The 25,969-nt window shown below is 46.0% G+C and carries 23 protein-coding genes, 6 tRNA genes and 1 rRNA gene; 25 read left to right on the forward strand and 5 right to left on the reverse strand.

The window, feature by feature from the left end; translation table 11 throughout:
- The first annotated feature begins 29 nt into the window (after positions 1-29).
- The 10 genes from JSY36_RS13075 to JSY36_RS13120 all read left to right on the forward strand — a co-directional run bounded on the left by JSY36_RS13075 (position 30) and on the right by JSY36_RS13120 (position 11,166).
- On the forward strand, positions 30-2,021 hold the full coding sequence (locus JSY36_RS13075) for a TRAP transporter permease (RefSeq protein WP_205166721.1): 1,992 nt from the start codon (positions 30-32) through the stop codon (positions 2,019-2,021).
- A gap of 23 nt (positions 2,022-2,044) precedes the next feature.
- A complete protein-coding gene (locus JSY36_RS13080) occupies positions 2,045-3,673 on the forward strand; it encodes a long-chain-fatty-acid--CoA ligase (protein ID WP_205166722.1) in 1,629 nt (542 codons plus the stop codon).
- A complete protein-coding gene (locus JSY36_RS13085; protein ID WP_205166723.1) occupies positions 3,670-4,677 on the forward strand; it encodes a TAXI family TRAP transporter solute-binding subunit in 1,008 nt (335 codons plus the stop codon). Before JSY36_RS13080 ends, JSY36_RS13085 begins: the two co-directional genes overlap by 4 nt.
- Positions 4,678-5,028: 351 nt before the next feature.
- Entirely contained in the window at positions 5,029-5,775 is a 747-nt protein-coding gene (locus tag JSY36_RS13090; protein ID WP_205166724.1) for a polyphosphate polymerase domain-containing protein, read from the forward strand.
- 20 nt (positions 5,776-5,795) lie between these two features.
- Entirely contained in the window at positions 5,796-6,479 is a 684-nt protein-coding gene (locus JSY36_RS13095; RefSeq protein WP_205166725.1) for a DUF4956 domain-containing protein, read from the forward strand.
- A 1,052-nt stretch (positions 6,480-7,531) separates the two neighbouring features.
- Positions 7,532-7,969, forward strand: coding sequence for a DUF2521 family protein (locus tag JSY36_RS13100; RefSeq protein ID WP_205166726.1), 438 nt, complete (start codon positions 7,532-7,534; stop codon positions 7,967-7,969).
- Positions 7,970-8,006: 37 nt separating this feature from the next.
- The gene (cwlD, locus tag JSY36_RS13105) at positions 8,007-8,750 is read left to right on the forward strand and encodes an N-acetylmuramoyl-L-alanine amidase CwlD (RefSeq protein ID WP_205166823.1); all 744 of its coding nucleotides are present in this window, start codon (positions 8,007-8,009) and stop codon (positions 8,748-8,750) included.
- A gap of 105 nt (positions 8,751-8,855) precedes the next feature.
- Entirely contained in the window at positions 8,856-9,914 is a 1,059-nt protein-coding gene (locus tag JSY36_RS13110; protein ID WP_205166727.1) for a P-loop NTPase, read from the forward strand.
- A gap of 146 nt (positions 9,915-10,060) precedes the next feature.
- Complete coding sequence (locus JSY36_RS13115) at positions 10,061-10,537, forward strand: YsnF/AvaK domain-containing protein (protein ID WP_122901644.1); 477 nt, start codon at positions 10,061-10,063, stop codon at positions 10,535-10,537.
- A gap of 125 nt (positions 10,538-10,662) precedes the next feature.
- Complete coding sequence (locus JSY36_RS13120) at positions 10,663-11,166, forward strand: YsnF/AvaK domain-containing protein (protein ID WP_205166728.1); 504 nt, start codon at positions 10,663-10,665, stop codon at positions 11,164-11,166.
- A 109-nt stretch (positions 11,167-11,275) separates the two neighbouring features.
- Here the strand turns inward: JSY36_RS13120 and gerD are convergent, their stop codons facing one another.
- A complete protein-coding gene (gene gerD / locus JSY36_RS13125) occupies positions 11,276-11,938 on the reverse strand; it encodes a spore germination lipoprotein GerD (RefSeq protein ID WP_205166729.1) in 663 nt (220 codons plus the stop codon).
- 188 nt (positions 11,939-12,126) lie between these two features.
- Here gerD and JSY36_RS13130 point away from each other — a divergent pair, with 188 nt between their 5' ends.
- Positions 12,127-12,738: a KinB-signaling pathway activation protein gene (locus tag JSY36_RS13130; RefSeq protein ID WP_205166730.1), complete on the forward strand. Its 612-nt coding sequence runs from the start codon at positions 12,127-12,129 to the stop codon at positions 12,736-12,738.
- 121 nt (positions 12,739-12,859) lie between these two features.
- Here JSY36_RS13130 and pdaB read toward each other — a convergent pair whose 3' ends face one another.
- Positions 12,860-13,621, reverse strand: a complete 762-nt coding sequence (gene pdaB / locus JSY36_RS13135) for a polysaccharide deacetylase family sporulation protein PdaB (RefSeq protein ID WP_205166731.1) — start codon at positions 13,619-13,621, stop codon at positions 12,860-12,862.
- Positions 13,622-13,799: 178 nt separating this feature from the next.
- Between pdaB and JSY36_RS13140 the strand changes: the two genes are divergently transcribed.
- The 8 genes from JSY36_RS13140 (at position 13,800) to JSY36_RS13175 (ending at position 15,241) form a co-directional block, all read left to right on the forward strand.
- Entirely contained in the window at positions 13,800-14,048 is a 249-nt protein-coding gene (locus tag JSY36_RS13140) for a hypothetical protein (RefSeq protein WP_122901654.1), read from the forward strand.
- A 240-nt stretch (positions 14,049-14,288) separates the two neighbouring features.
- A 5S ribosomal RNA gene (gene rrf / locus JSY36_RS13145) occupies positions 14,289-14,405 on the forward strand.
- Positions 14,406-14,724: 319 nt separating this feature from the next.
- Positions 14,725-14,799: transfer RNA gene (locus JSY36_RS13150), tRNA-Asn, on the forward strand.
- A gap of 1 nt (position 14,800) precedes the next feature.
- Positions 14,801-14,876 (forward strand) — tRNA-Thr (locus JSY36_RS13155).
- A gap of 3 nt (positions 14,877-14,879) precedes the next feature.
- Positions 14,880-14,954 (forward strand) — tRNA-Glu (locus JSY36_RS13160).
- 14 nt (positions 14,955-14,968) lie between these two features.
- Positions 14,969-15,044: transfer RNA gene (locus tag JSY36_RS13165), tRNA-Thr, on the forward strand.
- A gap of 17 nt (positions 15,045-15,061) precedes the next feature.
- Positions 15,062-15,136: transfer RNA gene (locus tag JSY36_RS13170), tRNA-Gln, on the forward strand.
- A 29-nt stretch (positions 15,137-15,165) separates the two neighbouring features.
- Positions 15,166-15,241, forward strand: a tRNA-Ala gene (locus tag JSY36_RS13175).
- Positions 15,242-15,504: 263 nt separating this feature from the next.
- On the opposite strand, the gene JSY36_RS13180 is transcribed toward JSY36_RS13175, so the two are convergent.
- Complete coding sequence (locus tag JSY36_RS13180) at positions 15,505-15,675, reverse strand: aspartyl-phosphate phosphatase Spo0E family protein (protein ID WP_236784860.1); 171 nt, start codon at positions 15,673-15,675, stop codon at positions 15,505-15,507.
- A gap of 195 nt (positions 15,676-15,870) precedes the next feature.
- Here JSY36_RS13180 and sigW point away from each other — a divergent pair, with 195 nt between their 5' ends.
- The 6 genes from sigW to glmS all read left to right on the forward strand — a co-directional run bounded on the left by sigW (position 15,871) and on the right by glmS (position 23,430).
- Positions 15,871-16,434, forward strand: coding sequence for an RNA polymerase sigma factor SigW (gene sigW / locus JSY36_RS13185; RefSeq protein WP_205166732.1), 564 nt, complete (start codon positions 15,871-15,873; stop codon positions 16,432-16,434).
- A 16-nt stretch (positions 16,435-16,450) separates the two neighbouring features.
- Positions 16,451-17,098 carry an anti-sigma factor family protein gene (locus tag JSY36_RS13190; RefSeq protein ID WP_205166733.1) on the forward strand — a complete coding sequence of 216 codons (648 nt, stop codon included), beginning with the start codon at positions 16,451-16,453 and terminating at the stop codon, positions 17,096-17,098.
- Between the two features lie 387 nt (positions 17,099-17,485).
- Complete coding sequence (gene cdaA, locus JSY36_RS13195) at positions 17,486-18,304, forward strand: diadenylate cyclase CdaA (protein ID WP_122901662.1); 819 nt, start codon at positions 17,486-17,488, stop codon at positions 18,302-18,304.
- Positions 18,297-19,757 (forward strand): CdaR family protein, encoded by a 1,461-nt coding sequence (locus JSY36_RS13200; protein ID WP_205166734.1) that lies wholly within the window; start codon positions 18,297-18,299, stop codon positions 19,755-19,757. The genes cdaA and JSY36_RS13200 overlap by 8 nt, the downstream gene beginning before the upstream one ends.
- A 19-nt stretch (positions 19,758-19,776) precedes the next feature.
- Complete coding sequence (gene glmM / locus JSY36_RS13205; RefSeq protein ID WP_205166735.1) at positions 19,777-21,141, forward strand: phosphoglucosamine mutase; 1,365 nt, start codon at positions 19,777-19,779, stop codon at positions 21,139-21,141.
- Positions 21,142-21,627: 486 nt separating this feature from the next.
- Complete coding sequence (gene glmS, locus JSY36_RS13210; RefSeq protein ID WP_205166736.1) at positions 21,628-23,430, forward strand: glutamine--fructose-6-phosphate transaminase (isomerizing); 1,803 nt, start codon at positions 21,628-21,630, stop codon at positions 23,428-23,430.
- Positions 23,431-23,719: 289 nt separating this feature from the next.
- On the opposite strand, the gene JSY36_RS13215 is transcribed toward glmS, so the two are convergent.
- Together JSY36_RS13215 and JSY36_RS13220 are read right to left on the reverse strand one after the other, a co-directional pair.
- Entirely contained in the window at positions 23,720-24,511 is a 792-nt protein-coding gene (locus tag JSY36_RS13215) for a metal-binding protein ZinT (protein WP_205166737.1), read from the reverse strand.
- A 247-nt stretch (positions 24,512-24,758) separates the two neighbouring features.
- A complete protein-coding gene (locus JSY36_RS13220; RefSeq protein ID WP_205166738.1) occupies positions 24,759-25,736 on the reverse strand; it encodes a glycerophosphodiester phosphodiesterase in 978 nt (325 codons plus the stop codon).
- Between the last annotated feature and the right edge of the window lie 233 nt (positions 25,737-25,969).

Genomic DNA, 25,969 nt, shown 5'->3' on the forward strand with positions numbered 1-25,969 from the left:
TAGCGACCACGGAAAGAGGAGGGAAGAACATGAAGAAGGAAGAGGAAAAGGTGAGTTTGAAAGTGGAAAAGGAAGAGAGGAGTAACTTTGAACAAGCGTTGGATCGGTCGAACGGTTGGTCTAAGTTATACCGAACCTGGAGTCTGTTCCTTTCTGCAATAAGCATCGGTCTGGCATTGTATGTGTTGTATGCGGCGGCGTTTGGAGGAATGCCCGCATGGCAACACAGAGCGGTATTTACATCTGTTGCACTTTTCCTGTGTTTTAGTTTTGTTCCGTATAAAAAAGGGAGAAACACACTGCATCCTCTCTTTGATATGATTCCTCTCCTCTTATCCGGAGCACTTGTGGTCTTTACGTATACGGCCTATCCGGATGTAGCAATGCGGGTGGGAAATGTCATTACGATTGATAAAATCTTCGGAACGTTGATGATCGCTTTGATTGTTGAAGGCGTTAGGCGAACGATCGGTATTGTCATGGCAGGATTAACTTTGTTTTTTACCGTGTATGTGTTTATCGGACCTTGGTTTCCGGGACTGGCCGGGCACCCTGGATACAGCTACAACCGACTCATTGATACCATGTTCATTTCAACAAATGGTATATTCTCGGATCCGATCTATATTGCTTCCACGGTTCTCATTTTGTTTTTACTCTTTGCGTCGATTTTGTTGCGAACAGGGGCGGGTCAGTTCTTTATCGACTTTGCTTTTTCCATAACAGGTCGTATGCGGGGAGGTCCGGCGTTAGCGTCTGTTCTTTCCAGTGGGATGATGGGGACGATTACGGGAAACGGTGTGGCGAATGCGACGATGACAGGTCCTTTTACAATCCCTTTAATGAGAAAAGTTGGCTATTCAAAAAACTTTTCCGGTGGTATAGAAGCTGTCGCATCTCAAGGTGGACAGATTATGCCCCCAATCATGGGTGCAGCTGCATTTATCATGGCGGAATACACCGGTATTCCATTTATACAAATTGCAGGATACGCCTTGATTCCGGCGGTGCTGTACTTCTTTATGGCCAGTGTCATGATCTACCTTCAGGCAAGAAAACAAGGGATCGAAGGCATGCCGAAAGAACAACTTCCGAACTTCTGGGAAGTGATTTTAAAACGCGGCTATCTCATGATTCCTCTCATCCTGATCATTGTACTCATGGTGCAAGGCTACAGCCCGATGCGTGCCGGCGTGTGGGCCATCGGGTCTCTGATCTTGATCAGTTTCATTCGAAAGGAAACACGTCTTTCAATGGTCAAAATGCTAGGTGCCATTGAGTCGGGTATTCGAGGATCGATTTCAACGATTATGGCCTGTGCCGGTGCAGGAGTCATTACCGGTGCCGTCATTATGACAGGGCTTGGTACAAGGTTCTCCCGTATGGCGATTGATTTATCCGGTGGAGAGCTGTTGCCAATGCTTCTTATGATCATGGTCGCATCCATCATTCTTGGGATGGGAATGCCGACGGTTTCCGCGTACGTGATTCTTGCAACAGTGGCGGTCGGTAGTTTGACTCAGTTGGGTGTTTCCGTTATTGCGGCTCATTTGTTTGTGTTTTATTTCGGAATTTTCTCAGGGATTACGCCGCCTGTTGCCATTACTTCGTACGTTACGGCAGGTATCGCAGGAGGAGATCCGATGCGGACGTCCTTTCAATCATTAAAAATCGGGGTTGCCGCATTTATCCTCCCATATATGTTCATCTACAATCCGACGATTTTGATGGAAGGGAGTGTACCCACCATCATTTTGGGAGTTTCAACAGCTACGGTCGGGTTAATTGCATTCGCTTGTGTGATACAAGGTTACATGATCACCAAAACACCGATCATACAACGAAGCCTGTTACTCGTATCGGCCATCTCCCTTGTGATTTTTGAACCTGTAACGGACGGAATCGGAGTCGGTCTTTTTGTGGCAGTGTTCCTGATTCAATGGTTCAAGAATAAGAAAAGCACTGTGGTACAAGTGGAAAGTAATAAAGACCTCCCTTCAACAAACAGCCATATAGTATAACACGAAGAGAAAGGTGAGAATGAATGGATCGTCCTTGGATAAAGTTTTACCCACCGTCTGTTGAACCGAAGATTGCCATTCCAACCATGCCGCTGTTCTCGTTATTGAAAAAATCATATGAAGAAAGGCCTGATTGTCTCGCTGTTGTGGATGAAGAAGTACGCTTAAGTTACCGGGAGCTTTACGCGTACGTCCTTTCTTTTGCGTCATCTCTTTGGGACGCGGGGTTTAGACGAGGCGACCGATGCGTGATTATGTTATTTAACTGCAAAGAGTACATCTCTACTTACTTTGCCGTATTGAGGCTAGGGGGAACGGTTGTACAAGCCAACCCTTTGCACTCAAGTGAAGAACTAAAAAGAGTGATGGAAGATTCAAAAGCGGAATGGATCGTTACAGGTGATGGTGAGTGGGCAAAGGTGTATGAGGCGTGTAAGGATCAACCGGGGAAAAAGCTGATTATTACTGGTTCGTCCTTATACGGCCGTCAAGAAGCGTTGTGCTTTGAGGAGATGGTCGAAAAAGGATGTGTTGGCCATGTACCCGAAGTGGACGTTGATCCTGAAACAGATATTGCGGTTTTTCAATATACAGGAGGCACAACGGGGAAAAGCAAAGCTGCGATGCTCACGCATCAAAACATCTTATCAAACGTCTGCCAAAACGAACATTTTACGGTGAAAAACCTAAGTAAAGTCGATGAGAAGTTGCTCGGTGTTTTACCCTTTTACCACGTGTACGGGATGAGCGCCGTTCTCTTGTTGGGTGTGTTTAGAGGTTCTGCGGTGATTTGTATCCGACGATTCGACCCTAAGCGTCTACTAACAACGATTAAAAACGAAAAGCCGACGCTCTTCTCCGGTGTGCCTACGATGTATATGGCTCTGCTGCAACAAGAAGAGGCTACACCTGAAACGATGCAGTCGTTGAAGCTCTGTATGGCAGGGTCAGCTCCTTTGCCTAAAGACGTGATACGGGTTTTTGAAGAGAAGACCGGTGCAGAAATCCTCGAGGGGTACGGGTTATCGGAAACGTCCCCGACGACTCACCGCAACCCTGTAGGCGGATTGCGAAAAGTAGGAAGCATTGGCATTCCCGTTCCGAACACGGACTGTCGCATCGTCGACCCGGATGATGGAGATCGGGACATGCCCGTAGGTGAAGTGGGGGAACTCGTCATTAAGGGGCCTCAAGTGATGAAGGGGTATTTAAAGCAAGAAGAAGAGACTCGCTCAGCCCTGAGAAATGGATGGTTTTTTACAGGTGATTTAGCTTACATGGATTTAGATGGGTACTTTTTTATCGCAGGCAGAAAGAAAGACCTGATTATTGCAAGCGGTTACAATGTGTATCCGACTGAAGTTGAAGATGTTCTCTACCGGCATCCATCAGTGAAAGAAGCAGCTGTTTATGGTGTGTCAGATGAGTATAGAGGCGAGACGGTGTACGCCTCCATCGTTTTTTACGACAGAGGTTCACTAGACCCGGCCCAACTAAAAGATTGGTTAAAAGAACGTATAGCCAGTTACAAAGTGCCAACCCATATTGACGTCAGAACATCGTTACCAAGATCAAGTGTTGGAAAGTTACTCAAGGCTATTTTAAGAGACGAGGCAGAACAAAATCAAAAACAGAAAGAGGGATCGCGATGAAGAAGTGGGGAGTTGCTCTAGGTGCTGCTATGATGTTGGTGGCTGCCGGGTGTGGGGAAGAAAGTGCCGGTGGGGATGACAGGGATTTGCGACACTCTCATATTTCAGGTCCTACTGCATCCGGTTGGTATCCATTATCTACATTGTTGACGGATGTTTGGATGGATGAATTGGACGGTTCAAACATTACAGTAGTAGAAGGTGGGGCGATCGGGAATATCCGAGAAGTCAATGCAGGGACTGATATGCTCACGGGAATGGCTTTTGCTTCTGACTTTGCTGATGCCGTAGCGGGAAGAGGTTCGTTTGATGGAGAACCACAAGAAGATATTATGGGTATTGCTGTCCTTTACCCGACGCTATGGAACTTTGCCGTACTTGATTCAAGTCCTTATCAAACCATAGAAGAGGCGATTGAAGCCGGGGCGGATATTATTCCGGGACAAGCGAACGATGCAAGTTCTCAAACCGCTCACCGTGTTTTTGAAGCCATGGGATACTCCATTGAAGACATTGAAGCGAACGGTGGAAGTGTAACCTACAACGGTTATGGAGACGCGAACAATCAACTCCGTGACGGTACGATCGACATGGTTGTGCAAGGTGGATCCCCATTTGTAACGGGACTGAGCGAGTTGGACACCCAAAACCCGATCAGACCATTGCCTATTACAGAAGAAGCACTTCAAGTGCTGGATGAAGCAGGGTACGGTTACAACATCGAAATGTCCATTCCGGCAGGCTCATATAATAACCAGGAAGAAGATGTTCCTACAGTAGCGACGGATGCAATGATTATTGTGAACAAAGACATGAATGAAGATACGGTTTATGAGCTAACAAAAGCTCTGTGGGATAACCTTAATCGTTTCCAAGAGGAGCAGCCGAATCGGGGTAACTACTTCGACCCTGAACTCGGTTACCATGGGCTCGTGGATCCTGATGTAAACATGCACCCTGGAGCTAAACGTTATTATGAAGAGATTGGCGTTGTTGATGAATAAAAAATATAGTAAAAAACCTCACTCGTTTTTTGCGGGTGGGGTTTTTTGTACTGGACGAACGGATTAAGGAATTATAATTTGTTTGTTTTAATGAATTGACCTCAAGAATTCAGGGATGGGTTTTTATATTAAGGAAAAGGGCTGCTGGATTCAGTAATAGGGATTTAATTTAAGGAATTTACCCGCTGAATTCAGGAATTCCTCACCGAGCAGAAGGCAGCCTCCTCAATTCCTCATTTCTCCAACATTAACACTTCTTCATTAACTTCTCATCGTTCTCTAATAAAACTCAAAGAGTCTCTTCATTTTTCACCCGTAGTATAAAGGGTGTCGGAAGGAGGAGACATAAACATGGCATTGGAAATTTTCAGCCGTTACGAAATGAAATACTTAATTCCTTTTCATACCTATAAACAGCTTGTACCTCACCTTTTGGAGCGGATGCGCTTTGACAGGTTCGGGGAGGAGGGGAAGTACAACATCGTCAGTTTGTACTTCGACTCTCCTGATAAGCAGATTTATTATGAAACCCGGAACAAGCTGCGTTTCAGGCAGAAGCTCAGACTCCGGGTTTACGATGATGCCACATTGAACAGCACGGCGTTTATCGAAACAAAGCAGAAGTACAACAACGTGGTCAATAAAAGAAGGACGGGCATCACGCTGATCGAAGCGTACCGTTTCCTCGGACGGAGCACAGGTGAGCGGCCGGAGCATTTCGAGGCTTCAAACCCGCAGGTGTTAAAAGAGGTGGGCTCCTTCCAGTCTTTGTACGGACTTGAGCCGAAAGTGGTCGTGAGCTACGACAGGCAGGCGTTTCACGGTCTGTATGAGGATGACCTAAGAGTGACGTTTGATTATAACCTGATGTGCCGTGGTGACGATTTAAAGGTGGAAAACGGCCCTCGGGGGCGTCATTTTGTTGATGAGGATCTGGTCGTGCTGGAAGTGAAGGTGAACCATAGTGTTCCTTTATGGTTAAGCCGTCTTCTCAGTGAATATGAGTGTCCGAAGCAGAGTGTATCGAAGTATTGTACGAGCGTGGACCTGATTGAAGAAGTAGCGAAACAAAAAAACAAAGAAGCCACTGCAGGCTAAAGACAGGAGTGGATGCAGAGATGAATCAGTTGTTAAGTGAATTACAGAATGCAGGGAACGAAACGACGCAGGTGGTTGCGATTGAGGCTGTCATGGCCATTCTTCTGAGTTTTATGTTAAGTGGTATTGTGACATGGGTCTATAAGAAAACACATAAAGGACAGCCATCCCAGTCGTTTATTCATACGATTATGATCATGAGTGTTGTGGTGTCTGTGGTGATGATTGTGATTGGAAATAACATTGCGGTGGCATTCGGCCTTGTTGGTGCTTTTTCCATCATCCGTTTCAGAACGGCCATGGGTGATCCGAAAGATATTGCTTTTATATTTGCAGGTATGGCAGCGGGTATCGCGTGCGGGCTCGGGTTTTACCTGCTGGCATTTATCTTTACGGTCATTTTAAGTGCCCTTATCTTCCTGCTGTTTACGTTTGATTACGGGAAAGCCGATGTGAGTGAAAAAACATTGAAGGTAACAATTCCGGAGAACATGCATTATGAAAAGCTTTTTGACGGGATTTTCAGCGACCTCCTTGATGAGTACAATCTGGTGCAGGTGGAGACAACAAACCTCGGTACGATGTATCAGCTTACGTATAAAGTGAAGGGGAAAGAAGGGGTATCGGATCAGGAGATCTTGGATGCGGTCAGGGAACACAATGCGAATCTCAAGGTGTCGATCGTGATGTCAGGGATGGGGTAATAATCATCGAGCATTATTGAAACCAAACCTTAAAGTGGAGTGGGTAATCATAAGGAATAAAGGTAAACACTTCACTTGTTTTTATAATTTAACGGATTAGCATTTATTCGGGTTTTCAAGTCCTGGCAAAGTAAGGTTTGTTAGCGAGTAAACGAGATGAAAAATACCAGTAATTCACATAACCAGCTTTCAAGTGGTTTTAGTTGTTGTTTACTGGTTACTGCATGAATGTAGATAAACTAAAAAGAAAAGCCCTCAAACGGACCTGTCGAAAGTTGCAGTTAGCTAAATGCAGTCGATATTAGAGCAATCTGCCGAATCTTCGCAAACTTCTACTCCGGATTCATTGAGGCATCTGACTGCTACATTTAGGTTTAAAGGCTCTCCCTGCGTTGGACATGCATTAATAGAAATAGTTGCAGTTACCAGTGTAGAACCTGGTCCGACTGTAAGTGGCTCCCCTGGTTCTACAGGGTTTGAACCAGGTGCGCTCAAATTGCATGTACCATCTCCCCCTTCACCAGAGAAGACGAGATTACATCTAACTTGGCAATTCTGACAAAATCCAGACACATTTACTATAAATTGTACATTAGTGCTTTCTCCTGCAGCAACTTGTGTCGGGCATAATACAGGTGTGATTTCACATTCACAACGAACTCCCATTGTTTCACCTCATTTCTAAGAATTTTTTCTTACACAAATAATGTATTTAAAAAACAGGTATAAAGTACCGGCGTCTATCTTTACTTGCAACAAAAATTTATTAAAGAATAAAGAAGGAATTCAATAAGGGGAGGATAGAGAAGTGGTGTCCAATCAGAAGTTCATGGATGCGGTCCGGGAACACAATGCGAATCTTAAGGTGTCGATCGTGATGCCGGGGATGGCTTATTAAGTGAACGCGTGGGAGCGGAGCTTCTAACAATGGAAGCTCCGCTGTTTTTTGTCTGGTGATTCTTCGCATTTTTCCCATGGGTGCACTGGGATGATTTCTCGGGTGTGAACTGGTGTCCGCAGCAAAAAATAGAACTAAAAAAGAGGCGGAGACCATGAACTTAATTACATCCTTTAGTGAAAAACGGCGAAAAAAGCAGTGGAATTACGAGCGGCGGGTACTCCGCAGTTTATCCATCAGTGACCTGAGAAAAGATGTGCACCAGCATTTTATGACGACGATTTATATGGACCGGGTGAGTAATATGTATCTTGAGGATTTTTGCGTGGATATTGGGATTGACGCTTTCCTCCTTGGTTCGGAGTACGGGCGGTTCGGTTATTTCGGTGAAACAGCAGAGACGGTGAAAGCCCGTTGCATGGATGAGATCGATATTTACGCGGAGCAGTCGGCGGGACAGTTCTATGCGTGGCTGGGAGGCTCTGAGGCGGACGAGGAGCGTTACAAACAGATGAGTGAGGCTTTTGTGCACCGGTGGTGGGAAAAGGGCTTTAATGAAGGTGTGCGGCGCTATAAAATGAAGCTCCATTGATTTGCAGTTCTGAATTCCTTTCTTGTCCCATATAGTTATGGTGAGACAAGGGGGGAGCCGGGTGCGGAAGCGGTGGAAATGGAGCCTGAGTATACTTGGACTTATTGTTATTTTTTTGATTGTGCAGTATCCGTTTACGAGTGAGGACTCGACGGGGCTCAGTCTGCCTTTATCGGGGAAAGTAATTGTCCTTGATCCGGGGCATGGGGGGATTGACGGAGGAGCATCTTCCCGGGCGGGCGATCTGGAAAAAGATATTGCTCTACAGATAACGTTTATTTTAAGGGATTACTTACAGGAGGCCGGTGCTCTCGTGTTAATGACGCGGGAAGGGGATCATGATCTGGCGGCGGAAGGGACAAAGCGGATCCGTTCAAGGAAGACGGAGGATCTGAAGCGGCGGGTGGAGCTTATTAACGGGTCGGATGCGGACCTTTTTATCAGTCTCCATTTAAATGCGATTCCGACACCGAAGTGGAGGGGCGCACAGACCTTTTACAACCGGGCTGTGGAAAAAAGCGATGTACTGGCCAAGCAGATTCAGGCAGAGATTATCAGAAACCTTGAGAATACAAGCCGGGATGCGAGGCCGATTAACAGTGTTTATTTAATGCAGCAGGCGGAGATTCCCGGGGCTCTTGTGGAGGTCGGTTTTTTATCCAACCCGACAGAGGCTGAGCTGTTAAAAACGAAGGACTATCAGCAGAGTGTGGCAGCATCGATTTATGAGGGGATTCTCCGTTATTCATACGAAGAGCCGATACCGGGGGCAGGTCAGTGACCTGCTCTTTTTGCTGTGAAATTCTGTGTGCCTTGCGGGCGAGAAGAATCGGGGTTCTGTGTTATACTAGGACATGTAATCGAATACATAGAGGGCGGTGTTACAATGCTTACGGAACAACAAGTGCTTGATGCACTCAAAAATGTGCAAGAGCCGCACTTAGGAAAAAGTCTAATCGAGCTTCAGGCAGTGAAAGAAGTGAAGATTAAAGATAATTTAGTGAGTTTGAAATTAGCGATCGCACAACCGGGAACAGCGGAGCAGATGCAGCTCCAGCAAGCCGTTGTGAGCGCAGTGAAAGGTGCCGGCGCTGATTCTGTCGGGCTTCGTTTTGAAAAGCTGAGTGACGAAGTACTGGCTCAGCATGGCGGCGGGGAAGAGGAAGAAGCCGGAGAAACGATTCTTGACCGTGCGAAAAACGGGAAGACGACGTTTATTGCTGTAACAAGTGGTAAAGGCGGCGTCGGGAAGTCGACAGTAAGTGTAAACCTCGCTACGTCACTTGCCCGCAAAGGAAAAAAGGTCGGCATTATTGATGCGGATATCTACGGTTTCAGTGTTCCTGACATGATGGGAATTGAAGAGCGTCCGAAAGTAGTGGGACAGCGCATTTACCCGGTAAACCGTTTTGGAGTTCAGGTTATTTCCATGGGCTTCTTCGTGGAGGATAACTCTCCGATCATCTGGCGCGGACCGATGCTTGGTAAAATGCTGAACAACTTCTTTAACGAAGTCGAGTGGGATGATCTTGATTACCTTGTGCTGGACCTTCCGCCGGGAACAGGGGATGTGGCCCTTGATATCCACTCCATGATTCCCCAGTGTAAGGAAATTATCGTTACGACACCTCATGCCACAGCCGCGTTTGTGGCTGCACGGGCCGGTGCGATGGCGATTAAAACCGAGCATGAGATTTTAGGGATTGTTGAAAACATGGCTTACTTTGAAAGCAAGCTCACCGGGGAAAAAGAGTACGTATTTGGAACCGGCGGCGGTGAAAAACTCGCGGAGGAGCTCCGCAGTGAGGTACTTGTCAAGATTCCATTAGGCCAGCCGGAAATTGATGAAGAGAACTTTGCACCTTCTGTTTATGATGAAGACCATCAAATCGGGAAGATTTATTCTAACCTGGCTGATTCGGTTATTAAAAAAATTGGGAAATAGATCAGGAGCTCGCAGGCAATAAGGCTGCGGGCTTTTTTTACCTACTTTAAGCCAGCAGAACCTTTATTTTAACGAATGGTATCAGCCCCCATGGCAAAAATATAGAAGTGGGCAACGTCCACTTAAATTCAAAAGGGGGTCGTATCATGGGCTTTTTCAATTTGTTTAATGAAAAGGATAACGAAAAACGTGGTGAGCGCAAGGCTGTGAATGAGGAAAACCGGGATACAGAATTCGCAAGAGACGACGCGCATATCGATCTTCGTCAAGAAGAATTGGATATCCACAAACACAGGGATGAAACAGGAGATGTGGAAATCCATAAAGATATCGTGGAAGAGGAACAAACGGTCAATGTTCCTGTTTCTCACGACCAAGTTATCATTGAAAGAAAAGCTGTAGACCACGAGCCAACGGATGAGCCGATCTCAGAAGAAGAGACTGTTCACATTCCAGTTACAGCAGAAGAAGTAGATGTTGAAAAGCATACTGTGGTGACTGGGGAAGTTACTGCTCATAAGCGTTCTGTTGAAGAAACAGAGCAAGTCCATGACGTTCTTCACAAGGAAGTAGCGGATGTAGAAACACACGGTACGGCAGACGTTGTAAACGATACAGAATAACAAGAAGCGCTGCAGAAATAAGGGTGTCCATGCGGGCCGTTAACGACGGTCCCTTGGACACCTTTTTTCATACTCATCCCTGGGATGGGCAAAATAGAAAAAATATGTTTTGAAGGGAGAAGTGTATGGGACGCTTTATCATGACGGGAATATTGGCAGGAGGGCTGATTGGCTGGATTGCAGGGTATTTTTTTACAGGTGCAGCAGCAGGGGGACTGATTGGGCTCCTCCTGGCTTATGCGATAAAAGAAAGAAGAAAGAGTGTCAATGAAAACAAAAAAGAATCTTCTGATCAAATGATTAAACTTAAAGAAGAACAACTGGAAATAAAGAAAGAACGAGTGAAATCAGGTGAGGTTACCATTCGCAAAGAGGTAGTGGAGGAAGAGAAAACGTTTAAAATACCAATTAGACGTGAGGAAATGGTAATTGAAGCAGGAGACGAAGAAGAACTTCGTATACCGGTTAAAGAAGAAGAAGTAGAGATAACAAAACATCCGGTGACAGTAGCGGAAGTGGAGGTGTCAAAACGGCAGGTTGAAGAGATGGAGACAGTAAAAGCTCCTGTGAAAAAAGAAACAGTTAGTGTTGAAGTTGTTGGTCAAGCAGATGTAAAAGAAGAAAAATAATACTAAAATCAAAAAAGCAGCGGTTTTCCGCTGCTTTCCACATTCCCTTGACATGCTGTTTCACCTATTAATGTTCTTACTCTTCCTGCTGGGCGCTACCGCTGCTTACTTAACTTCCTCCGCCCTGCCCGGATGTCTGACCCATCTGACCTTCTTCCTCTTGGCCGCTGTCATCCTGCTGTTCCTCTTGCTTTTTATTTTCTTCGTCCTGTTTTTCCATCTGTTCTTTGGCTACATCGCCGAGAATCTGGTTCAGGCGTGCTACAAAATACGGACTTTCAAATGCTTCGGCCATAATGTTCATGACCTGCTGGCGGTATTCTTTGCTCTGCATCAGTTCGAGGTAGTGTTCTTCCATTTCAGGGTCGTGCATCACGTCCACGAACATCTGCTGGTATTCAGGATCCTTCATCAGTCCCTTAAGGACATCTTCATTTTTCTGCTGCATGCTTTCGGCCAGGGATTTTTTAAATTCCGCATCCTTCATCATTTCTTCCCAGAACCCTTTTCCCTGTGTGGTGGTGAGGGTGTTCTCAATGGTGTCCTTAACGAAAACCTGGTCCATGACAACTGATGAACGTACTTTTTCATCCTGAAGAACTTCCTGTATTGCTTGTTTTCCTTCATCTGTTTTGAGCATATCGACCATCATTTTTTTCGTGTCTTCGTAGTCGGGCTGACTGCTTTGGTCTTCTGTTGCTGCACAGCCTGAAGTTACAAGTAGACACGTTATGAAGAAAGATAAGGCCGCTTTTTTCCAGACACGATCCATATGTGTGTCAGCCCCTTTTGCTGTCTTTTTTCCTAATATGCGTTAAAGGGGTGCGGTTTATGCGGTCCGGTGTGAGATGCATCACGTTGGCAGTAATGGTGACTTCAGGAAGTGAAAAAAACTGGAATGTGCCGAGTGAAATCTGATACAATGATGGGTGGTATCTATACAATATCGGGGGCAGAACAGTGAATACACGAAAAGTCGTTTTTTTATTTTACAGCACGTTTTTAATCGGGACAACTTCAGGTCTTTTAATGGGACTGTTTCTGGATTTTAATACACACATGCAGGACCTTGCCAACGGCCAATTTGGCGGATTGTTTATGCTTTTTATCGGAGCGGGAATCTGGACGATTATCTCCCAGATGGGGTTCTTTGCCTATTTGACCATTCACCGTTTCGGGCTTGGTATTTTTAAATCACAGCAGCTTTGGAACAGAGTTCAGGTCATTCTTATTGCCTTTGCCCTGTTTGACCTGGTATTCTTCAGACATTTAATGTTTGCGACAGAAGGGGAGACCTTTGCGGGGTACATGATCCTGCCGCTTTTCCTTCTCGGATACAGTCTTACAGTGGCCTATATAAAGTCGAAAGACACCAACTTCACGGCATTTATTCCGACTCTTTTCTTTATGGTTGTTGTAACCACCATCGAGTGGATACCGGCCTTACGGGAAAATGAACCGACATTCCTGTGGACGGCTCTTGTACCGCTTCTCGTAGCCAACACATGGCAGATTCTTGTGCTTCACAGGCTCCACGAACAGCCGAATAAAGCAGCAGCAAAAAAAGCTTAGCCGAATGGCTGAGCTTTTTCTTTTGCTCTCGGGTCCGCTTCAGTTAAGGCGGGGAAGGGGGTTGTACGAACAACCCTCTCTTCACACCGTTTTACATAATTGTTCAGGGGACAGACCCCCGTTAGTGGACTTCCTGTGTTGTTGTTTCGGAGCCGGTCATGAGTTCTGATAAGGAGACGAAGTTGAATCCGCCGTTGGATAACTGGTCAATAATCTCCGGGAGGGCTTCAGCTGTTTGTTTTGCTGAATCGGATGCGTGCATGAGAACAATGTCCCCCGGCGCTGCTTTTCCGACGACGTTTTCAACAATTTGATCTACACCTGGATTCAGCCAGTCGTGGGAGTCAATACTCCAGTGGATAACGTCATAGTCGAGTTTATCAGCAATAGTAAGAACGCGGTCGTCGAAGTTGCCGTTTGGCGGACGTAAAAACTGCGGTGTCGTATCGCTGACTTTTTTTATGATTTCGTGTGCTGTTAAGATATCTTTTTTGATGTTTTCGTCTTCCCATTGTGTGTAATGATCGTGACGGAAACCGTGGCTGCCGATCTCGTGGCCGTCTTCAAGAATCCGTTCAACGACTTCAGGGTGCCGTTCTGCCCAGGCCGCTGAAATAAAGAAGGTAGCGTTGGACACGCTATTTTCTTTTAGGGTGTCCAGAATGGGAATTGCACGTTCCTCCCCCCAGCTGATGTTAAATGTGAGGGCAATATCTTTATCCTCCGTTTCCACCTTATAGATTGCCACTGGCTTTTCGCCGGTTGAAAAAACAGGAATTTGAGTGCGCTCTACATACAAAATACCGGCCGTGAAAAGAGCAGCAAGGATGATAACAGAATAGCGTTTGATCCGCTTTGCGTTCCAAATCCAAAAAAAGTTCATCCGGAGTCCTCCTTGTCCATTGTTATCCTATATGTATTCTTCGGACGGGCATTTATGAATAAAAAGGAGACAAGTTGAAAATAATCATGGAGAGGCGGATAAAACGCTTCCAGCTACAGTAAACTTCCACCTTAGATCAGACACAATCGATTGCAAATGTTGAAGACAGAGGTGACCTATGTTTGGATTAATGCTTAATGCCAAAGAAACACAGGAAATGGAGTATTTATTAAAACGGGAGCTTGAAGAACTTTTGCTCGACCTGACGGATTCACGCATTGACGGAATCGTAAAGCGGGCGATGGAAGAACGGTACCAGATTATTTTTCGGATGTATAAACGCTTTGTAAATCCGAAAGAATATATGAAGTATATGAGGAACCGCCAGACTTCCAAAAAAGCTGAGCAGCACCGGAAAACAGAATAGGATTAACCACACAAATACATACGGGCCTTCAAACTCGAAGCAATGAGCGGAGCCGCTGCCCTCTTTAAAAGAGGGCGGCAGAAGTAGGTTTTACTGCCGGCGAGCAGCGTGCGCAGCCATTGCCAATCTATTTTTCCCTTTTGAGACACCTCCTGATATTTGATTTTTGATAAAAAAATCTATAAAAACTCTTGCACAAACAAGAGAATCTATAGTATGATATCAAATGTCTCAATCATGTCCAGTGACGATAGCGAAGAGGTCACACCCGTTCCCATGCCGAACACGGAAGTTAAGCTCTTCAGCGCCGATGGTAGTTGGGGGCTCTCCCCCTGTGAGAGTAGGACGTCGCTGGGCATAACCCTTCTGGGGTGAAGCCAAAAAGCGGACAAGCAGTTCATGACAGATTCGCCGCTGTTCCAAAGATCTGAATTGCCAAGAGGCAAGAAGGTCGAGGAAGCAAGTGAATGACTGAGGGAGCGTACCGAAGTACGTGACCGAGGGAATGAGCGCAGCAGACGAAGAGATTCGCCGCTGTTCCAAAGATCTGAATTGCCAAGAGGCAAGAAGGTCGAGGAAGCAAGTGAATGACTGAGGGAGCGTACCCAAGTACGTGACCGAGGGAATGAGCGCAGCAGACGAAGAGATTCGCCGCCTATTGGCAATTCATTACCGTTCCACAGTAGCTCAGTGGTAGAGCAATCGGCTGTTAACCGATCGGTCGTAGGTTCGAGTCCTACCTGTGGAGCCATGCTTCCTTAGCTCAGTTGGTAGAGCGCATCCATGGTAAGGATGAGGTCAGCGGTTCAAGCCCGCTAGGAAGCTCCAGGAGGCCCGTTGGTCAAGTGGTTAAGACACCGCCCTTTCACGGCGGTAACACGGGTTCGAATCCCGTACGGGTCACCATTTTCTATCATTTTGCTGGCCTAGCTCAATTGGTAGAGCAACTGACTTGTAATCAGTAGGTTGGGGGTTCAAGTCCTCTGGCCAGCACCACTACATATTTTAAGCGTAGGGCTATAGCCAAGCGGTAAGGCAACGGATTTTGATTCCGTCATGCGCAGGTTCGAATCCTGCTAGCCCTGCCATTACTTTTTAAGTAAATGCAAATTTAAATGGGGCCTTAGCTCAGCTGGGAGAGCGCCTGCTTTGCACGCAGGAGGTCAGCGGTTCGATCCCGCTAGGCTCCACCAATATACTCAAACAAACTCTGGCTTACAGCAAGCCGGATTTTTTTATTTTAAGGCCCTATTATACTGGTGTTGATTTCCGCTACTTTCCCCTGTGGTGCCGACAGGTCTGCCCGGGTGGAGCTGACCCCGATTCCCTCACTGCAGGCAGCGGTTTGTCTGTGTGGAAACAACTCGCAGGGTAAGCGGGTACCATACATAATGCACGCCATACAAAAGAAAAACCCGCCGCTCGGTGCGACGGGTGGTGATAATATGGGTTATTCCTAGTTTTCTATTTTGTAGTACGTGGATTGGTATTTGTTAAGCAGCTGATCTAAGTAGGAACTAATTGCTACGACTTCGTGAGAGGTGCGGTTTAGTTGTGATGACAGGGTGTACATCTTCTCCCGTGCCCATTCAATCTCTTCCAACAAGTCCTTCTGTTCAAGCTCCAAATGTACGCCCTCCCATTTAAATAGACTTAGATGTATGTAGGATACCCTAAGTCATTCTATTCTAAACATAATCTTTTTTGGAAACTGTATGATTTTTCTGTATTTGGGTGATAAAATGTAAATTGGAAATCAGGTGAAACCTTTCTATACCCTATGACGTAATTAAGGTAACCGCCATGAAGCGGAGGTTATACGATGGACGCGGTGGTCAAAAAAATTATTATGGAAGTAAAAAAAGGGGATCAGCAGGCGTTTGCTGAACTCGTCGATCTGTACAAAGATAAAGTGTACCAAATTTCATACCGCATGCTCGGAAATGTGCATGAAGCTCAGGACATTTCCCAGGAGGCCTTTTTAAGAGCCTATACGAACATAGACAGCTTTGATATGAACCGGAAATTTTCAACCTGGCTGTTTCGGATTGCAACCAATCTGTCCATTGACCGTATACGTAAAAAGAAGCCGGATTTTCATCTGGATGATCCTGTGGGAGGGACAGAGGATCTCAACTATTACTCCCAGATTGCCGCAGATGAAGAACTTCCTGAAGATAAGGTCGTGCAGTATGAAATGCAGGGATGGATACAGAGTGAGATTACAGCGCTTCCTCCAAAATACCGTTCTGCAATCATTTTAAAATACTTAGAGGATCTTTCCTTAAAGGAAATAAGCGAAATCCTCAATCTCCCGGTAGCGACAGTCAAAACACGTATTCACCGAGGGAGAGAGGCGTTGCGCAAACGACTTCGCAACTCGTAAGAAAGGGGTGCTTTTCATGGCTTGTGAAAAAACCAAAATTGAAGACCTTCATAAATATCTCGATGAAGAAATGACGCTCCTGGAGAAGAAACAGCTCGAGCAGCATCTTATGAAATGCGGGGACTGTGACAAGCACCTGCGTGAACTGCGAAAGACCATTGCCATTGTCCAGAGCTCGTCTCATATTGAAGCGCCAGGGGATTTCACTGCTAATGTGATGAAAAAGCTTCCTGAACAAAAGAAAAGCAGGAAATATAAAACGTGGCTGCGAAAGCACCCGTTTGTCCTTGCGGCAGCTGTGTTCATGCTGTTGTTTGTCACAAGCGTCTCCTCTTTATGGTCCGGGGGAGGCTCCCAGATTACCGTACAGGGACAGGGAAACTTCCATATTGATGAAGAGCGCAGTGTGGTCATTGTTCCGGCAGGTGAAACGATAGAAGGAGACCTTCTGATACGCAACGGTGACGTGGAGATAGAAGGTGAAGTGCTGGGGAATGTCACGGTGATTAACGGCGAACAGTACCTCGCTTCGGCCGGATACATTGCAGGAGAAACAAACGAGATCAATCAGATTATGAGCTGGCTTTGGTATGAGACTAAATCATTCTTCGGCGAAGTTGTCAGCATTTTTGACAGTCAGGCCCCCGCGGAGAATCATGAATAAGAAGAAAATTCTCAAAAGGTAACAGTAGACAGGCACGATGCTCGCCCGGCAGGAGTAAACCCACTCCTTCCGGGCTCTTTAAAGACGGCAGCGGCTCCGCTCGTTGCTTCGAGGTTGGCCCAAAAGGTAGAAACCACCTTTTGGGCCAACCTCTTTTTGTAACCAGGATGTAACGAAATCGTATGTTGTATCGTCTTAAAGGTGGGGAATACATAGGGAAGAGCGGGTTAAAAACAGTATACGGATCAAACCGAAAGTAAACGTTTTGTGATATAATAGGTAAGTTATAACAATACTAAACAGGATTAACTGCGGTATTTTCCGGATTAATCCCAGACTTTTCGTTATAAAACGTTTCTTTAGGAATTTTTTCATGGAGGAAAAGCCATGTTTGAAGATATTCAAATCCTTCGTATTTTAGGAATTATTTTAGATATTGCACTTGTATCTTTTGTTATTTACAAGCTGATTATGGTGATTCGCGGAACGAGGGCCGTACAACTTGTAAAAGGGATCGTTGTTATTCTTGCGGTGTGGTTCATCTCAAGCTTCTTAGGGCTTCAGACACTGCAGTGGATTATGGGAACCGCTGTTACATACGGTCTTCTTGCGATTATTATTATCTTCCAGCCTGAACTAAGACGTGCCCTGGAGCAGCTTGGCCGGGGGAAATTCTTTGCGAAAAGTTCGTCAGCTGAAGAAGAAGAATTGAAGACGACGATCAATCATGTCGTAAAAGCAGCGAACTATATGGGGAAACGCCGAATAGGTGCCCTCATTTCACTGGAACGGGAAACAGGTATGAATGATTATGTGGAGACAGGGATTCCGATGGAAGCAAGACTTTCTTCAGAGCTGTTAATCAACGTCTTTATTCCAAATACACCTCTCCATGACGGAGCTGTGATTATTAAAGGAAATGAAATTACGGCTGCAGCCTGCTATCTGCCATTATCAGAAAATCCATTTATTTCAAAAGAGCTGGGTACACGCCACCGGGCTGCTCTTGGAGTCAGTGAAGTGACAGATGCGATCACCCTTGCTGTATCAGAGGAAACAGGAGGTATTTCGTTAACGAAGAACGGGGAGCTTCACCGTAATTTAGACGAAGAGTCTCTCAGAGAGCTGCTTGTAAAAGAAATGATGTCCGAACAATCCGGCTCCACTACATCACGCTGGCAGTGGGGAGGCAGGAAAAATGGATAAGTGGTTTAATAACAAATGGTTTATTCGCGGTATCTCCATTGTGATTGCCGTGATGCTCTATTTAATGGTGAGTATTGATAACGTCAATCAGCAGCCCGGCGGTATACCGGGAATTACCGACGGACATCGCGTTCTGGAAGAAGTGGAACTTCAGGTTTACTACAACGATGAGGATTATGTTGTGAGCGACGCACCGGAGACTGTGGAAGTAAATGTGCGGGGGCCTCAAAACCTTCTGACGATTCTGCAATTCAGAAGTCCTCAGTATGAGGTGTTTATTGACTTGAGGGGAAAAGAACCGGGAGAGCATTATGAAAGAGTGCAACACCGTGGATTCTCAAATGACTTGAATATCTCTGTTATGCCAATGACTGTCAGTGTGACGCTGGAAGAAAAGCAAACAGCTTCTTTCCCAGTGGAAATTGAGCTGCTCAACGAAGAGGAAATAGGGGCCGACTACACAATAGGCGAGCCTTCAGTCGACCCGTCCATTGTAGAAGTAACGGCAGCCGAGAGCCTTATTAACCAGATTGCCTATGCACGAACGTTTGTGGACATCGGAGGAGAAACAGATACAGTATCAGAAAGTGCCGATGTCGTTCTCTTTGACGCTTACGGGAATGAGGTTCAGCTGGAAACAAACCCTTCCGAAGTAGATGTGGAAATACCCATTAACAGTACTCCTCGAAAAGAAGTACCGGTCAACATCGGGAGGGAGGGCACGCTCCCCAACGGAAGTGCTGTAGCATCCATTGAAGCATCACCTGAAACGGTCACGCTTTTTGGACCGTCGTCAGTATTGAATGACATTAGTTCAATTGACGACCTTTCCATTGACCTCAGTGACATTACAGAAGACACCTCCATTGAACTGGATGTGCCGGTTCCTGAAGGAGTGGAGAGAGTAGAGCCTGAGACCATCACCGTAGATGTGCAGATAGAAGAAGAGGAAACCCGGACGTTCGGTAACTTTCCGTTTGAAATCATCGGTCTGGAAGAGGGCAAAGAGGTAGAGCTTGTGGCACCTGAAAATACGTATTTTGATTTGCAGGTTCTCGGTGCGCCGAGTATCCTCAGAAACCTTGGCCGGGATGATATCGATGCGTTTATTGATCTGGAGGGCCTTGATGAAGGAGAGCACGAAGTCCCCCTTGTCCTGAACGGCCCCCGGAATCTTCGTTTTAATCAAAGTCTCAACGAAGTTCAGGTAATCGTGTATGATGAAGAAGAGGAAGAAATCCAAAGCTCATCCGTAGAGGAAAGTACCGAACCTGAAGATGAGGTAACCGAGCCGGAGGACGAAGAAGAAAGCAGCGAAGCAGAAACGGAAGAAGAAATGGAAGAAGAAATAGAAGAAGAAATAGAAGAACAACCAGAGGACGAGGAAGAAGCTGAAGAAACTGAAGAAGAAGATACAACCTCTTCCATTCACAGAACGCCACATTGGATTTAATCGATAAGGAGAGATTGATATGGGTAAGTATTTTGGAACTGACGGGGTCAGAGGGGTAGCAAACACTGAACTCACACCTGAATTGGCATTTAAACTGGGCCGCTTCGGCGGATATGTTCTCACGAAGGAATGTGAAGGAAAGCCAAAAGTGTTAATCGGCCGTGACACACGTATTTCCGGGCACATGCTGGAAGGGGCACTTGTAGCAGGACTCCTTTCCATCGGTGCTGAAGTTATGCGTATCGGTGTTATTTCAACACCTGGTGTAGCTTATCTTACAAAGGCATTGAGTGCTCAGGCAGGGGTTATGATTTCAGCATCCCACAATCCGGTAGCTGATAACGGTATCAAGTTTTTCGGACCGGACGGATTTAAGCTTGTAGACAGCCAGGAAGAAGAGATTGAAGCTCTTTTAAATCAGGAAGAGGGAATGGAAGACGGACTGCCTCGTCCTACTGGCGGGGATCTTGGTCAGGTTAATGATTATTTTGAGGGTGGACAGAAGTATCTGCAGTTTCTTAAACAAACGATTCATCAGGACTTTACCGGCTTACATATTGCTCTTGACTGTGCCCACGGTGCAGCGTCTTCACTGGCTACGCACCTCTTTGCGGACCTTGAAGCAGAGCAGATCTCAACAATCGGTGCCTCTCCGAACGGCGTTAACATTAACGAAGGTGTAGGATCGACGCATCCGGAAGCCCTTGTATCCCTTGTGAAGGAAAAGGGAGCTGACATCGGCCTTGCCTTTGACGGAGACGCTGACCGTCTGATTGCTGTTGATGAAAACGGCGATATCGTAGATGGCGACCAGATTATGTTTATCTGTGCCAAATACATGAAAGAAAAAGGCTTCCTGAAAGAAAATACCGTTGTTTCCACTGTTATGAGTAACCTTGGCTTCTACAAAGGCCTGGAGAAAATCGGTGCTAATACCCAACAGACAGCAGTCGGAGACCGTTATGTGATGGAAGAGATGCGCAAGGGAGGCTACAACCTCGGTGGTGAGCAGAGCGGACACATCATTTTCCTTGATTACTCCACTACAGGCGATGGTCTTTTATCGGCAATCCAGCTTGTCAACATCATGAAAGCGACGGACAAGCCGCTATCCCAGCTGGCATCTGAAATGAAGAAATACCCTCAGAAGCTTGTTAATGTACGTGTAGCTGACAAGCATGCTCTTCACGATAATGAGGTTATTACTGAAGAGATTCAGGCTGTTGAAGGGGAAATGAACGGTGAGGGCCGCATCCTCGTGCGTCCGTCAGGAACTGAGCCCCTTGTCCGGGTGATGGCAGAAGCACCAACAGTGGGACTTTGCGATACGTATGTTCAAAAAATTGTTGATGTTGTCAAACGGGAACTCGGATCTCTCGACTAATACGGGACTGCCTGGGTGGCACAGAGGGTGCTATCCAGGCATATTCTTGATTAAAGGGAAATCCCCGCCTGCATAAAGGAGGTGGAAAACAAAGGAACGTTTAATCACGAACAGCCAGGGGAAACGTCAACAGTAGCGCCTTCATACAAAAGTATTGACCGTATTTTACAGAATGTAGTATGATGAGCGGGTATTCAAAAATGGAAAGGTGGATCGAAGTTACTGAACTGTTAGTTTAAAAGCGCCTGAACTGCCCTTGTGAACGGACAAATCAACGGCAGTTGACGAGGAGGAGGTTTATCGATCATTTCGGCGGATGCCTCCCGGTTGCGATCATCACAACCGAAAATCAAAGCCCAAAACAAAGAGGCGACTCTTTGAACAAAAGCTGCGATTTTGATGACCCAAAAATATAAAACCAGAATAGAGAGTGGGGCGGGAGTGCCCTGCGCATTTTCCTGCCCTGCTGAGGGAGGAAAAGTTTTTATGTGTGGAATTGTTGGATATATCGGAACAGAAGATGCAAAAGAGGTTTTACTAAGAGGACTGGAAAAGCTTGAGTACCGCGGATATGACTCTGCAGGTATTGCAGTTGCAAGCGATCAGGGAGTAAGCGTCTTTAAAGAAAAAGGACGTATTGCCAACCTTCGCAGTGCTGTAGATGAGACTAAAAAAGGTACAGTCGGTATCGGCCATACACGCTGGGCTACCCACGGTGCACCGAGCCAGGTGAATGCTCACCCTCATCAGAGCACAAATGAGCGTTTTACGATCGTACACAACGGCGTAATCGAAAATTACTCACAGCTTCGTAAAGAACACCTTCAGCACGTTGAGCTTGTAAGTGATACGGACACGGAAATCATCGTACAGCTTATCGAGCGCTTCGCGAATGAAGGAAAAACAACAGAAGAGGCGTTCCGTCTAACACTCAGCCTCTTAAAAGGTTCTTACGCGACAGCCCTTTTAGACAACAAGGATCCGGATACGATTTATGTAGGTAAAAATAAAAGCCCGCTCCTTGTCGGTATTGCTGACGGAGTAAACGTGGTTGCAAGTGATGCAATGGCGATGCTTCAGGTAACCAATGAGTTTATTGAACTCATGGACGAAGAAATCGTTGTTGTTACCCGTGATAATGTTCAGGTGAAAACACTTGAGGGTGAAAACGTCGCTCGTGATTCCTACACGGCAGAGCTTGATTCAAGCGACATCGAAAAAGGGACGTATCCGCACTACATGCTTAAAGAAATTGATGAGCAGCCTTTTGTTATCCGTAATATCATCACCAAATACAAAAACGAAAACGACACGATCAAACTTGACGAAAATATCCGCCAGGCTGTCCTTGATTCCGACCGTGTGTATATTATTGCGGCAGGAACAAGCTATCATGCCGGATTAGTCGGAAAACAACTGATCGAAAAAATCGCTAACAAGCCTGTTGAAACGCACATTGCCAGTGAGTTTCTATATAACATGCCATTGCTTAGCGAAAAACCACTCTTTATTTTCATTTCACAAAGTGGCGAAACGGCTGACAGCCGCGGCGTACTTGTGGAAATTAAAAAGCTTGGCCATAAATCCCTGACGATCACGAACGTACCGGGTTCAACATTATCCCGTGAAGCAGATTACACGCTTCACACGTACGCAGGTCCTGAAATTGCCGTTGCTTCTACAAAAGCTTATACAGCCCAGATGGCGGTTCTTGCGATTCTTGCGGTGGATACAGCCCGCGCCGGCGGTATTCAAATGGACTTCGATCCGCTCCAGGAGCTTGCCATCGTGGCAAATGCAATGGAAACACTGGCAGACCGTAAAGAAGAACTCGAGCAGATCGCACGTGACTTCATGAGCGTTACCCGCAACTGTTTCTTCATCGGCCGTGCCATGGACTACCATGTCTGTCTTGAAGGTGCCTTGAAGCTTAAAGAAATCTCCTACATTCAGGCAGAAGGTTTTGCCGGAGGAGAGCTTAAGCACGGCACGATTGCCCTGATTGAAGAAGGTACACCGGTTATCGGCCTTGCTACTCAGGAACACGTGAACTTAAGCATCCGCGGAAACATCAAAGAAGTGGTTGCCCGTGGAGCATATCCATGTGTTATCAGCATGGAAGGAATGGAAGAGGAAGAAGATACGCTTGTTATTCCGCACGTTCACGAATATCTGACGCCGCTTGTAAGTGTGCTTCCACTTCAGATTATCTCTTACTATGCTGCCCTGCACCGCGGCTGTGACGTAGATAAGCCACGTAACCTCGCAAAGAGTGTAACGGTAGAGTAGACTGATAGAATCTGAGAATGATTTTTGATGCGTTACAAAAAAGGTGGCAACTAAGAAAAAAGGGGAAACCAAACAAGGTTTCCTCTTTTTTTAGTGGAATAAATAATTGATATTTTTCCATGGGAATTATTTTATTGTCTAGTATTACATTCCATAGAGAGTCATAGGTACGTGTAAACTAAAATGATTTGGTTCTTTGTAAACGAAGTCATTCTTCGCAGTGAGATGAAAACAGGGGGCATGAAGCCCCCTGTTTTCACTTATTAACTGCTTGTCCGGCAGCCGCTCTTTAATGGGCCATCATTTCTTGTTTAATGTCATTTCCGTCCATATGGGCAGGGTAGTAAGTCGGCCAGTTAGTTACTTCATCTAGCAATCTTTCTCGGTCATCTCCCCAATAGAGGTGGAAGTGGTCCGATTTTGTTGGGAAGATATTGTGGTCGCTAAACTGAATGTAAGCAGGCATCTCATCATCGCCTTCTTCCTGTTTGAAAATGAAACGTACACCGCGGTTGCCGGCTTCGTAAGTGAGAATCTCATAGCCGTCGTAAACGTACTCTCCGCTCCATTCACCTTCATCACTGCTAAATGTAAACGTACCGTCTTCAATGGTGATGTTATCCACGTCTGTTTCATAGCCGGTTTCATAGTATTCGGTATATTCCTCTGCTGTCATTGAGTCGCTTTCAGCGGCTTTATGCTCCATGACTTCATCCAGTTCCCCGTTTATGAAGTAGGGGTAAACAGATTGCCATTCCCCTTCCCAGTCAGATAGATCCCGGTCTTCAATTTGCTCATCTTCAAAGTAACCATCATAAATCGCCTGTGATTCTTCATCATGGCTGTGATCATGGTCATGGTCATGGTCATGGTCATGATCATCACTGCTGTGATCCTGGTCATCATCTTCCTGGTGCTCCTCGTTTTCTTCCGCGTCATTATCCTCTGCTGGTTCATTTCCTGTGTCCTCTTGAGCTTCATCCCCCTGGTTAGAGCTGGATTCTTCGGTGTTTTCACTCTGACAGGCAGCCAGCAGTAAAACAGCGGCAAACGTTGAAGCATAAAGATGTGTTCGTTTCATAAAAATACCCCTCTCTCAAATCGTAATAATTCCTATTTGGGAGTATACGCTTCTAATATGATCTGGTCAAGCCCTGACTTTCAAAAAGGAGGAGGTGCCAGAGAACTATAGTGATCTGCTTGCCAATAGAGTAAGAGAGAAAGCTGAGTACTTAATCTCTTTTTGCTGCGTTAGAGGTCAGGGAACGGGAGCTGGACAAAAACAGACTAAGCCCGGAAGCATAAGGTGCCTCCGGGCTTGTTTTTCATTATGAACGTTCATCGAGGACGTTGTGAAGACGATCGGGGAAGTCGGTAAAGATACCGGTTACGCCCCAGTCCATGAGGCGTTCCATGTCTTCCTTTTCGTTAAGCGTGTATACGTGAACCATAAAATCGTGTTCCCGGGCACGCTGGACAAAGTCTTCATCAATGACCTCCGTACCATCGTAGTATTCAAGGTGAGGGCCGATACCCACTGCATACTGGGAAATCTCTTCAAAGTCTTCCTCTGTCATTTCACTTGGTGCAGGGGTGATATCCAGCCATTCTTCTTTTTCCCCGGTTTCTTCATCAACTTCCCACCAGAGAAGCTGAACGAGTGGGATGGACTCGTTACGTTCATGTACTTCTTTAAGGCTGTCCTGGTGGAAGGACTGAATTATGACATTGTCTTTCTCGTCAAAGCCATATTCCTCAATCATCTCTACGAGAGGCTCTTCCATGTCATCATTCAGGTAGGTAGACTTGGTTTCAAGGTAGTAGTTGACATCACTGCCGAACTCATCGAAGATTTCTTCAAGTGTGAGAATTTCGGCCCCTTCGTAGGACTCATCTGCCTTTTCCGGATATTCTTCGTTAAACCAAGAACCGGCGTCGAGTTCTTTCAGCTCTTCCAGGGTGTAGTCGCCCACTTCGCCTTCTCCGTCTGTGGTGCGGTCAACCTCATCATCGTGGAAAGCAACAAGTTCCCCGTCAGCTGTCATCTGGATGTCCAGTTCCATCCAGTCTGACTCCATTTTCACGGCTTTATTAAGAGCGGGCATGGTTTGTTCCGGTGCGTGGCCGCTGGCACCACGGTGGGCAATTACTTTCACTTCGTTCTCTGTTCTTTCGGCTTCAAACTCTCCCTCATTCTCATCCTGTTCCATTTCGCCGGGTTCTTCTGCTTCTCCGTTGGCTCCGCATCCAGCTAAAGCTGTTAACAGGAATACGGCTGGCAAACATGTAAATAAATACTTTTTCATGATGAATCACCTTCCTGACTAAGTATTTTTGGTTGATGAAGCTACGATAGTGAGTATAGTAAAAACGGCTCAGAGCTTCAACCTTGAAGGTATGAAAAAGCAGTATTTCGCACAATAATCAGATTTTTCAAAATCCAATATTGACATTTTAAAGCCTGCAAGATACAATTCATTACGAGTAGACAGCAGTTTTTCAGTTTTTAAAACACCGGTAACACTTTTTTTATTCCCTC

It is taken from the genome of Alteribacter salitolerans (assembly GCF_016901055.1).
GTDB classification, from domain to species: Bacteria; Bacillota; Bacilli; order Bacillales; family Salisediminibacteriaceae; genus Alteribacter; species Alteribacter keqinensis.